We start from the raw sequence: 8,633 nt of genomic DNA, 5'->3' as shown, positions 1-8,633 counted from the left end.
AAAATTGTCTTTGATGAATTCTTGCCTCAGTGGAATTACACTGCTCAGCCAGAATTACAGGTTATTTAATCCACGATCCTTAGCGAAATCATGACAATCCTGATTGCCTTCCACCAATCGCATTATCGTAACTTCAAAGCCTTTTACGTTCAGCAAGTTAGCTTGCATTGGCACAAAGAGTTTCCCAGGCTAGTGAGCTACAATCGCTTTGTGGAGTGGATACCATCGACATTGTTGCCTTTGAGCGTTTATTTGTACAGTTGCTTTGGGCGTTGTAGTGGTATTTCGTTGATGGACTCTACGAGTGTGCGCGTTTGCCACAATCGTCGAATTCAGCAGCATCGGGTATTTGCTAATTTAGCTTCCCGTGGAAAAACTTCCGTAGATTGGTTTTTTGGCTTCAAGTTGCACTTGGTCTTCAACGATTGTGGAGAGTTGTTGAACATGACGCTGACACCAGGAAATACCGATGAGCGACGACCAGTGTTCAAGCTACTGCGGCGCTTGTTTGGTAAGGTGGTGGCTGATAAGGGCTATATTTCTCAGACATTGTTTGAGCGATTGTTACGCGAGTGCGGAATTCAGTTGCTTACCAAACCACGGCGCAATATGCGTAATCGATTGATGCCATTGATGGACAAGCTACTCTCCCGTAAACGTGCCATCGTCGAAACTATTATTGACCAGTTAAAGAATATTTCTCAAATCGAGCATTCTCGCCATCGTAGCCCGCTCAATTTCCTGGTCAATTTGGTTTGTGGTTTGATTGCTTATTGCCATCAGCCTAAGAAACCCTCTCTGCGTTTAGATGGCTTTTTTCTCCCTGCTGCTTAACCCGAACTGACGTTAAAGAAATGGGCGCGGAGTACATTTTGACTGAGTTCCCCTCTACCAAGCATCAGGGTAAAGAAACCGAACCACCTGCTTTCGCAGATGAGATGATGCCTACGGTCGCTGCTGTAAATATGTCAAGCAATGAGAGCGTGACGAATACCAGCGAAAACGGAGCAAAACCCAAAACAGGTATTGCTAGCAGCAAGTCTAGATAAGCCATAAAACTACCTGCTTACGCAGATGTGGCAAGCGATCGGCTCAATTCTCGCTTGCCATGACAGTTTATCTGCTGCATTTCAAAAAGCCAATTAACCCATCCCGTCCCGCACAGCACTACTTAGGTTGGACATCAGACTTAGACGAACGTATTCGCGCTCACAGGAGAGGCAAAGGATCTCGCTTCTGCCAAGTGGCTTTCGAGCGGGGCATTAGCTTCAGGGTTGCTGAAGTCTGGAAAGGAGATCGCTCGTTGGAGCAAAAGTTAAAACAGCAAAAAAACAGTCGGCGCTTTTGTCCGATTTGCAACAAATCGCGTTCGCTATTACGCAGTCAGCTTATTAGCTTCTCAGGGGAGAATCATGCGCTTGCTAATTAAAGAGCTAAGATCGCTCCCTCCCGACTGGAAATTAGTTCCCGTTCGCGGTAAGCAACCGATCGGTAAGGGGTGGAACAAGCACCCCTACTCTCCGGCACAACTGATTGAGTGGATAGAAACCGGACATCCCTGCACGGGCTTCGGACTATTGACTGGCACACCTATCGATCAGGACGATTGCGTTCTAGCAGTTGACCAAGATGGTGATGCCGCTGGTACTGCATTGGTAGCTCTTGCACGAGGTAAACGACTGCCTCAGACAGCTACTTTTACATCGGGCAGACCAGGGCGCTGTCAGTATCTACTCAGAGTACCATCAACTATCGCACCATCGATTGAGTCTCGCAAACTAAATGTAGGGCTGGAATTGCGTTGGACTAGCATGATCTCGGTACTACCACCTTCAATTCATCCCTTAACGAAGCAGCCCTATCAGTGGCTACCAGGTCATTCCCCTAACGAGATCGCGATCGCAATAGCTCCAGATTGGTTAGTTGGGCTGATGGCGAGGCAATCGCACTCGTCATCTAACCAGCGTTCGCGCTCGATAGCCTCCAAACATTGCGATCGAGGAAACGAATCGCGCTTTTCCATGTCTCCTTCCCAGCTTAATCGAGTTACTGCTCTGCTGTCACGGCTTCATCCCTGTCGTGCCGATGACTACCACGAGTGGATACGGGTAGGAATGGCACTGTACTCTCATTCGCCAGCACTACTACCCCTGTGGGATGACTGGAGCAGGCGATCGAGTAAATACAAACCAGGAGAGTGTGCCTCTAAATGGGCTACATTCAACCCAACTAGAATTAGCATCAACACCTTGTACTATCTAGCTAACAAAGATTCTTCTCAAACGCCAGCAGCATAAAATCGTTAACATCTCTGCTTTTAGCAAAGTATTTTTAGTGACATACTTCTGAGTGTAAGCACTTTACGCTATGTCTATCTCTAAGCTATCTATGCCAATAATGTAAGGTAGTTAGGATTGATTGTGATGTATCTTAATCGGTTACTCTTTGTTGTTGCAAACAGGCAGGTTGGAGTGCGTTACAAATAGCAGCAGGTGAATTGCTCTTGGCACTGCGTCGCAGCCAAGTTAAAGGCATACAGCTAAGAGAACGATCGCGCACTAACAGTTCGTCTAAAAGTGCTTGACGCTTGGCAGTCAAAGGCAGTCTTAAACGACGAAAGATTATCTATTGTGCGCGACCTTAACTACGGCATCAAGCTCAGACCTCTATACAGTTGCTAATAGTACTCTTAGTAATTTTCAACTACGTCCAGCTACCAAGCTATCGAGATAGCTCTTGACAGCCCTGAGATATCTTTTATCTGTCATCGTCTCGGTTGAAACTCGTTTGGCTTCGATGCCAACAGAAACAATATCTGCTTCACTGATTTTCCCCTGCCCGTAAGCACTCAAAAATGCATCGTAACTGGGGATACCCCGATCGCGAAAGTGACCGCGATAAGCTAAAAATACGAGCTGGAAAGGTGTCGCTTGAAATGAATCAGATACTCTAGTATTTGTGGAATTAACTCGACTTATCGTCCTTGTCTGTGCTTGCACGCTCAGGGGAGTAACTGTTAGCAGTAAGAAAGCTAACCCACTGGGTATTAAGCAGTTCATGGGATGTATTCCTCAACAGTGGATGAATTTGGTTTAATCGTTCAACAGTCAAAATTTAGGTTTGCGAAACTGCGGTGGAGAGGTAAAGTAAACTCGAACGTGGCTTACCCGATCGGGGGATTGCGCTCGCTCCCGTATTTGCGTTGATGCCAGTAGGGATAAATTGGCGGAACTGCACTCACTTCGTTTAGCCTTTTGACCTCATCTGGCGTGAGTTCCCAAGTTGCCGCACCGAGATTATCTTGTAATTGCTGCTCGTTACGTGCGCCGATGATGACAGATGAAATCCCAGGTTGACGCAGCAGCCAATTGAGGGCAACTTGAGGAATAGTTACATGGCGATCGCGGGCAATCTCATCTAAAGTCTCTACAATGTCGTAGCCTTTTTCTAAATCCAAGGTTCCCACATCACCTAGCTTGGCACGACGAGTTTCTTCCGGTTCTGGTTGTCCGCGACGATATTTCCCTGTTAAAAAGCCAAACGCCAATGGACTCCAGACTATAATTCCTACATTTTGGTCGAGTCCCAAGGGTATCAGCTCGTACTCTATCTCTCTGCCGACTAGAGAATAATAATTCTGTTGCGATACGTAGCGTTCTAATCCAATGCGCTCCGAGACGCACAAAGCTTTCATTAAATGCCAGCCGGAGTAGTTAGAACAGCCAATATAGCGGACTTTGCCACTACGAACGAGGTCATCTAATGCCCTTAACGTCTCTTCTAGTGGAGTTAGGGCATCGAAACCATGCACTTGATACAAATCGATGTAATCCGTCCCCAATCGCCGTAAACTGGCTTCACAAGCACGAATTAAATGATGTCGCGAGAGTCCAACGTCATTTGCGCCTTCTCCCATGCGTGCAAAGGCTTTAGTAGCAATTAAGACATCATCTCGTCGCTTGCCGATTGCCTGTCCGAGAATGACTTCTGATTTGCCTTGAGAGTAAACATCAGCCGTATCGAATAGATTTACACCTACATCAATGCAGACATCAATTAATCTTCTAGCTTCATCGACTTGGGTTGCACCCATATGCTCGAAGAAATCGCCACCGCCAAAAGTCATCGTACCAAAACTGAGAGCGGATACTTTTAAACCGGATTTGCCTAACAATCGCATTTCCATAATTTTTCCTTTTAACTTTTGACTTACTAGCGTCCAGGAATGCCTTGAGTTCCCGTCCAAACTCGCACGATAAGATATGGTGGCTTGCCAACATCAGTTTTAGGATTGAGTAGCAGGCTGCGGTTTAACTGAATGACAGCGACGTACAACCAACTGAGTTCGCCAAAACTGAGTGAATCAGACCAAATCAAGCGATCGTCTTGTACTAACTGACTCAACTTCCCATTGGATGTGAGAACGCTAATGGCGTTTTCTGCTAAATTCGTGATGTAGTGGTTGCCTTGAGTATCAGTAGAAATGCCGTCAGATACGGGTTTGGCTCCTACTCGTCTGATAGCAGCAGCGATCGCCTTATCCTCAACTCCATCTCGAAATAGTTTGGTTGGAACCGACCACAAACTCTTACCCGTCATCGCGCCGTAGAACAGCGTTTCGCGATCGGCAGATAGCGAGATCGGGTTGATGCCGATCCGTGCTGGAGTCAGTTTACCTGTATCGTCTGGGCGACTCAGCACCTTGCCTTCTACAACTAAATCGATATTTTCCGGTTGTAGGGAAGGATGGGCTGTAAAGCGACGAGCGGTTTTCTGCTGCAAATTGATGGCAATAATTGCAGGAGATTGGCTATCGGCTAAATAGACAAACCCATTGCGTTCGTCTACTGCGAGATCTTGGGGTAAAGAGTTAGGAACGGGGGCTGCATCTCGACTCAAATTCAAGCGATACACTAACTTCCCCGTATTGAGATCGAATGCTACTAGTTTTGGCGGCTGGTCGGGTAGCGGCAGTCTACCTTTATCGGGCATAATCTGCCACGATCCTTGGTCGATGACCCAAAGCCGATTTTGCTCGTCGATTTGAATTCCTTGAGGACGATTGAGAACGTTGGGACTGCTACCAAAAGTGGCATTCCAAGAGGCATCGGGGAAAGGTTTATAACTATTACGTCCGGTAATTTCAATTAGTGCAGGTTGTTCGCGATCGCTACGCACGACGGTAGCAAAAATTCGCCCGTCGCCAGTCACGGCATGGTTCCAGGGTCGAAGGGGTAATTCTGCCACGACTTCGAGAGTTCCTCGCTGAGGTTGTTTTGTAGAGGTAGACTGAGCTAGATAATTTTGAGGTGTGGCATTAGCATCAATTTGACTGCCAGATAGTAGCGCGATCGCTACTAAGAGAATCGACATTCCATAAACTTGCATAAATTCTACTTTTAGTTACGTGATGCCTTATCTTTCATTGGTCCCGAAAGTTCAATCGCGTTGCCGTTGTTATCTAAAATAAAAGCCAAACGGCGTTGAATTGGTGCGTAATCGTAAGCGGCTGCAAAAGTAGGTACGCCACGTTTATTGAGTTGTGCAAGGGTTGCATCTACATCGGGAGTGCGAAAACACAAATGTCTGTAACCTTGATAGCGCGTATGTTCCGGTACATCTTTGGGTCGTGCAATTGCTTGTTCTGCTTCACCTCCACCGAGTATTTCTAATCGAAAACCATTTAATTCTAAATAAGCTAAATCCACACTTGGAAGCGATGGTTCTTGCCAGCGAATTACCTCTTTAAAACCAAATTTATCTTTATACCATTGCGTTGTTTCCTCAAAGTTAGGAACGCGCAACATGATATGTTCGACTTGTAACGATAACGGTTGAGTTTGTGCTAAAAGAGATGGGAGATAGTTAGTAGCTGGAAGGAGGAACGTGCAGCCAACGGTGGCAATAAGAGCGAGTGTGAATACGATCAAAATTTTAAGGAAAACTCGTTCTTTGAGCATATTTTTTTACTCAGCTTATATGGCAACCCTTTAATTAAGTCAAGTTCAAGCTAATGCCATCTGGTTCAAAGTTTCAACTTCGTCTGTTAATAAATCGATTGAGTTAGCAGCAAGATTTTCTTCCAGATGAGCGATCGTTGTCGTACCTGGGATAAGAATAATATTGGGCGCACGATGCAATAACCATGCCAAAGCAATTTGATTTGGTTTTACACCGTGACGATGGGCAATTTCAGCCAAAATTCCTGATGCATTAGCTAGGGGTGCGCCGCGCTTGAGGGGATGTGCGCCAAGCGATCCGTAGGGAATAAAAGCAATATTGTGTTTTGTACAGTAATTAAATAAATCTTCATTGGTGCGATCGCTAATACTAAAACGATTTTGTACTGAAGCGATCGCAGTTATCTCTCCTGCTGCTTGCAGTTGGTCAATTGTGACATTCGATAGCCCAACGTGGCGAATTTTTCCCTCTTGCTGTAATGTCGCCAACATTCCCACGGATTCTAGAAATGGTACGTTTGGATCTGGTCGATGTAGTTGGTATAAGGCAATTTGCTCGATTTTGAGGCGCTGTAAACTCGCTTCGCATCCCCGTCGCAAATTTTCGGGACGACCATCAGTTTGAATCCGATCTGGTGCTGGCTTGTTAATCCCACCTTTAGTTGCAATGACTAAATTTTCAGGATAAGGATACAGCGCATCGGCGATTAATTCTTCGTTAAAACCAGGACCGTAAGCCTCAGCGGTGTCGATGAAGTTGACACCCAATTCTACAGCCCTTTGCAAAAGCTGCTTACCACCATCCCAATCTGGATAAGCACCAAAATTACCTGGTTGTCCTGTCAATCGCATTGCACCGTAACCGATACGATTTACAGCTAAATCTGAAGCGATCGCAAAGGTATTGGCAGGCATGGAAATTTTATTCATCGTGACACCTGTAAACCCGCTCGGAGGTAGGTCGGACGTGCATTACCCAGACATGTTTATATTACGCAACATAATCAATCCAGAGAAACGACAGATCGGACAGATTAAAACCCGATCTTAAGGACAGGATCGCTCGATTTAGGTATCTAGCCGCGCCAATCCGCGCTTGAGCGCATGAATCACTGCTTGAGTGCGATCGCTTACCCCTAGTTTGTGCAAAATATTATTGACGTGAAACTTAGCCGTGCGCTCGGTAATGCCGAGCATATTACCAATTTCTAAATTGCTTTTACCCAGAACCAAAAGCTGAAGTACCTCGATTTCCCGCTCGGTCAATTCAGTATTATTGAATCGCTCGGCTAACTTGGCTGCGACTTGTGGCGGAATGTATTTGCGTCCTTGATGCACGACACGGATGGCATCGAGCAGTTCTTCGGCAGTCGCATCTTTGAGTAAATAGCCCCTCGCGCCTGCTTGTAAACCGCGATAGATATCTTCGTCACCGTCGTAGGTGGTGAGGACGAGCAGACAAGCATTGGGAAATTCGGCTTTAATGGAGGCGATCGCGGTGACTCCATCAACTTTGGGCATTTGCAAATCCATCAGCACCACATCGGGTTGATGTAGACGGTAGAGATCGATCGCTTGCTGTCCGTCTCGTGCTTGAGCGATCGCGTTCATATCCGGTTCGTCGCTGATAATTGCCGCAATTCCCTGGCGGACAACTGCATGATCTTCAGCAATTAGGATTTGGATCGGGTTTACGGATATCATCGCCATCAATAGCAAAGCAGCAAAGTTAGTTTTTGCAAATTACCAAAATTTCTCGCTCAGTAGCGCATCGATCTCGCCGAAGATCCATTTGTTAGGTAACTCAGTCTGCGGATAGTCTTCTTTTATTTCTATCCGTGCGTCGTTCCAGCATCTAGGCAAGATTTCGGCAAAGTAATTTCGCAGGCTGGGGGATTGTTCTAACAAGTCTAGAAGTTGCTGGCGTTGCTCTCGGATCGTTATTTCCCAGTCTCGATAGTCATCAGGAGAGTTAACATACACTCGTTTGAGTAAATGGGCAAGTAGCACTCTCAAACGACTTTTTAATTCACGGCGATCGCGTCCTGCCAACCCTTCGATCTCCTCAACTAATTTATCGATGTTGATGTCGTTAAAGTTTCCAGTTTTCAGCTTGGCGATCGTATCTTCGTACCATGCCATCAGGTCTTGTTCGTAGCTACGTGAATGAGTGATTTCGACCATATTGCTATTCTCCCCTTAAACTGGCACGGTAACGATCGCTTCGGTTCCCCGTCCGATGCTGCTTACTAGTCTAAGCTGTCCGCCAATCTGTCGCGATCGCTCCTGCATTCCAATTAAGCCAAAACCACTGTTTGTCAGTTGCACCTGTGGCTGGAAGCCTCGTCCGTCGTCGCGGATTTGTAAATGTACTGCTTCGGGTTCAAATAATAAATTGAGACGAATATTTTGGGCATCGGCATGGCGCACGGCGTTAGTCAAAGCTTCTTGTCCGATGCGAAGCAAGTTGATTTCAACATTGACAGGGATCGGGCGGGGTGTACCGTCGATCTGCAATGTAATTTTTACATCGGTATTCCAAGACATCTGCTCGACGATGTAATACAAGGCACTGGGTAGATCGTCCGATTCCAGGTAGTGATATGGAAGTAGTGATGAGGTATAATCCTTGCCCTACAACGATTTCAGGCAATATTTGTAACATATAAAAAC

12 protein-coding genes and 1 pseudogene are annotated in these 8,633 nt (G+C 46.2%); 3 read left to right on the top strand and 10 right to left on the bottom strand.

Annotation, left to right across the window (positions count from 1 at the left end; all coding sequences use genetic code 11):
• Positions 1 to 69: 69 nt before the first annotated feature.
• Positions 70 to 834, top strand: a pseudogene (locus tag DSM107010_RS35490) (IS982 family transposase); the annotation flags it as partial.
• Between the two features lie 64 nt (positions 835 to 898).
• Here the strand turns inward: DSM107010_RS35490 and DSM107010_RS39095 are convergent.
• Positions 899 to 1,054, bottom strand: coding sequence for a hypothetical protein (locus DSM107010_RS39095; RefSeq protein ID WP_158631955.1), 156 nt, complete (start codon positions 1,052 to 1,054; stop codon positions 899 to 901).
• Positions 1,055 to 1,108: 54 nt separating this feature from the next.
• Here DSM107010_RS39095 and DSM107010_RS35485 point away from each other — a divergent pair, with 54 nt between their 5' ends.
• Positions 1,109 to 1,429 carry an excinuclease ABC subunit C gene (locus tag DSM107010_RS35485; RefSeq protein WP_199755976.1) on the top strand — a complete coding sequence of 107 codons (321 nt, stop codon included), beginning with the start codon at positions 1,109 to 1,111 and terminating at the stop codon, positions 1,427 to 1,429.
• Positions 1,413 to 2,297 (top strand): bifunctional DNA primase/polymerase, encoded by an 885-nt coding sequence (locus DSM107010_RS35480; protein ID WP_106170342.1) that lies wholly within the window; start codon positions 1,413 to 1,415, stop codon positions 2,295 to 2,297. Before DSM107010_RS35485 ends, DSM107010_RS35480 begins: the two co-directional genes overlap by 17 nt.
• 133 nt (positions 2,298 to 2,430) lie before the next feature.
• Here DSM107010_RS35480 and DSM107010_RS39090 read toward each other — a convergent pair whose 3' ends face one another.
• The 9 genes from DSM107010_RS39090 to DSM107010_RS35440 form a co-directional block, all read right to left on the bottom strand.
• On the bottom strand, positions 2,431 to 2,598 hold the full coding sequence (locus tag DSM107010_RS39090) for a hypothetical protein (protein WP_158631954.1): 168 nt from the start codon (positions 2,596 to 2,598) through the stop codon (positions 2,431 to 2,433).
• Positions 2,599 to 2,699: 101 nt separating this feature from the next.
• Positions 2,700 to 3,059 carry a hypothetical protein gene (locus DSM107010_RS35475; RefSeq protein ID WP_106170344.1) on the bottom strand — a complete coding sequence of 120 codons (360 nt, stop codon included), beginning with the start codon at positions 3,057 to 3,059 and terminating at the stop codon, positions 2,700 to 2,702.
• 104 nt (positions 3,060 to 3,163) lie between these two features.
• Positions 3,164 to 4,186 carry an aldo/keto reductase gene (locus DSM107010_RS35470; RefSeq protein WP_106170347.1) on the bottom strand — a complete coding sequence of 341 codons (1,023 nt, stop codon included), beginning with the start codon at positions 4,184 to 4,186 and terminating at the stop codon, positions 3,164 to 3,166.
• Between the two features lie 26 nt (positions 4,187 to 4,212).
• Positions 4,213 to 5,388 (bottom strand): L-dopachrome tautomerase-related protein, encoded by a 1,176-nt coding sequence (locus DSM107010_RS35465; RefSeq protein ID WP_199755975.1) that lies wholly within the window; start codon positions 5,386 to 5,388, stop codon positions 4,213 to 4,215.
• Positions 5,389 to 5,399: 11 nt separating this feature from the next.
• The gene (locus DSM107010_RS35460) at positions 5,400 to 5,960 is read right to left on the bottom strand and encodes a VOC family protein (RefSeq protein WP_127025227.1); all 561 of its coding nucleotides are present in this window, start codon (positions 5,958 to 5,960) and stop codon (positions 5,400 to 5,402) included.
• A 45-nt stretch (positions 5,961 to 6,005) separates the two neighbouring features.
• Positions 6,006 to 6,890, bottom strand: coding sequence for an aldo/keto reductase (locus tag DSM107010_RS35455; RefSeq protein WP_127025225.1), 885 nt, complete (start codon positions 6,888 to 6,890; stop codon positions 6,006 to 6,008).
• A 138-nt stretch (positions 6,891 to 7,028) separates the two neighbouring features.
• Entirely contained in the window at positions 7,029 to 7,664 is a 636-nt protein-coding gene (locus tag DSM107010_RS35450) for a response regulator transcription factor (protein WP_127025223.1), read from the bottom strand.
• A 39-nt stretch (positions 7,665 to 7,703) separates the two neighbouring features.
• Positions 7,704 to 8,144: a DUF29 domain-containing protein gene (locus tag DSM107010_RS35445; protein ID WP_127025220.1), complete on the bottom strand. Its 441-nt coding sequence runs from the start codon at positions 8,142 to 8,144 to the stop codon at positions 7,704 to 7,706.
• A 15-nt stretch (positions 8,145 to 8,159) separates the two neighbouring features.
• Entirely contained in the window at positions 8,160 to 8,507 is a 348-nt protein-coding gene (locus tag DSM107010_RS35440) for a sensor histidine kinase (RefSeq protein WP_127025218.1), read from the bottom strand.
• Positions 8,508 to 8,633 lie beyond the last annotated feature (126 nt).

It is taken from the genome of Chroococcidiopsis cubana SAG 39.79, assembly GCF_003991895.1.
Taxonomy (GTDB): domain Bacteria; phylum Cyanobacteriota; class Cyanobacteriia; order Cyanobacteriales; family Chroococcidiopsidaceae; genus Chroococcidiopsis; species Chroococcidiopsis thermalis.
Note: the sequence above shows the minus strand (reverse complement) of the source record. Positions and strands in the feature narration are given on the sequence as shown.

Bases quoted from the DNA above. Each gene is read 5' to 3' on its own strand.
- DSM107010_RS35440 (WP_127025218.1), bottom strand. From the start codon at position 8,507: ATGTCTTGGAATACCGATGTAAAAATTACATTGCAGATCGACGGTACA.
- DSM107010_RS35460 (WP_127025227.1), bottom strand. From the start codon at position 5,960: ATGCTCAAAGAACGAGTTTTCCTTAAAATTTTGATCGTATTCACACTC.
- DSM107010_RS35445 (WP_127025220.1), bottom strand. From the start codon at position 8,144: ATGGTCGAAATCACTCATTCACGTAGCTACGAACAAGACCTGATGGCA.
- DSM107010_RS39095 (WP_158631955.1), bottom strand. From the start codon at position 1,054: ATGGCTTATCTAGACTTGCTGCTAGCAATACCTGTTTTGGGTTTTGCT.
- DSM107010_RS35470 (WP_106170347.1), bottom strand. From the start codon at position 4,186: ATGGAAATGCGATTGTTAGGCAAATCCGGTTTAAAAGTATCCGCTCTC.
- DSM107010_RS35480 (WP_106170342.1), top strand. From the start codon at position 1,413: ATGCGCTTGCTAATTAAAGAGCTAAGATCGCTCCCTCCCGACTGGAAA.
- DSM107010_RS35450 (WP_127025223.1), bottom strand. From the start codon at position 7,664: ATGATATCCGTAAACCCGATCCAAATCCTAATTGCTGAAGATCATGCA.
- DSM107010_RS35455 (WP_127025225.1), bottom strand. From the start codon at position 6,890: ATGAATAAAATTTCCATGCCTGCCAATACCTTTGCGATCGCTTCAGAT.
- DSM107010_RS35465 (WP_199755975.1), bottom strand. From the start codon at position 5,388: ATGCAAGTTTATGGAATGTCGATTCTCTTAGTAGCGATCGCGCTACTA.
- DSM107010_RS35485 (WP_199755976.1), top strand. From the start codon at position 1,109: ATGACAGTTTATCTGCTGCATTTCAAAAAGCCAATTAACCCATCCCGT.
- DSM107010_RS35475 (WP_106170344.1), bottom strand. From the start codon at position 3,059: ATGAACTGCTTAATACCCAGTGGGTTAGCTTTCTTACTGCTAACAGTT.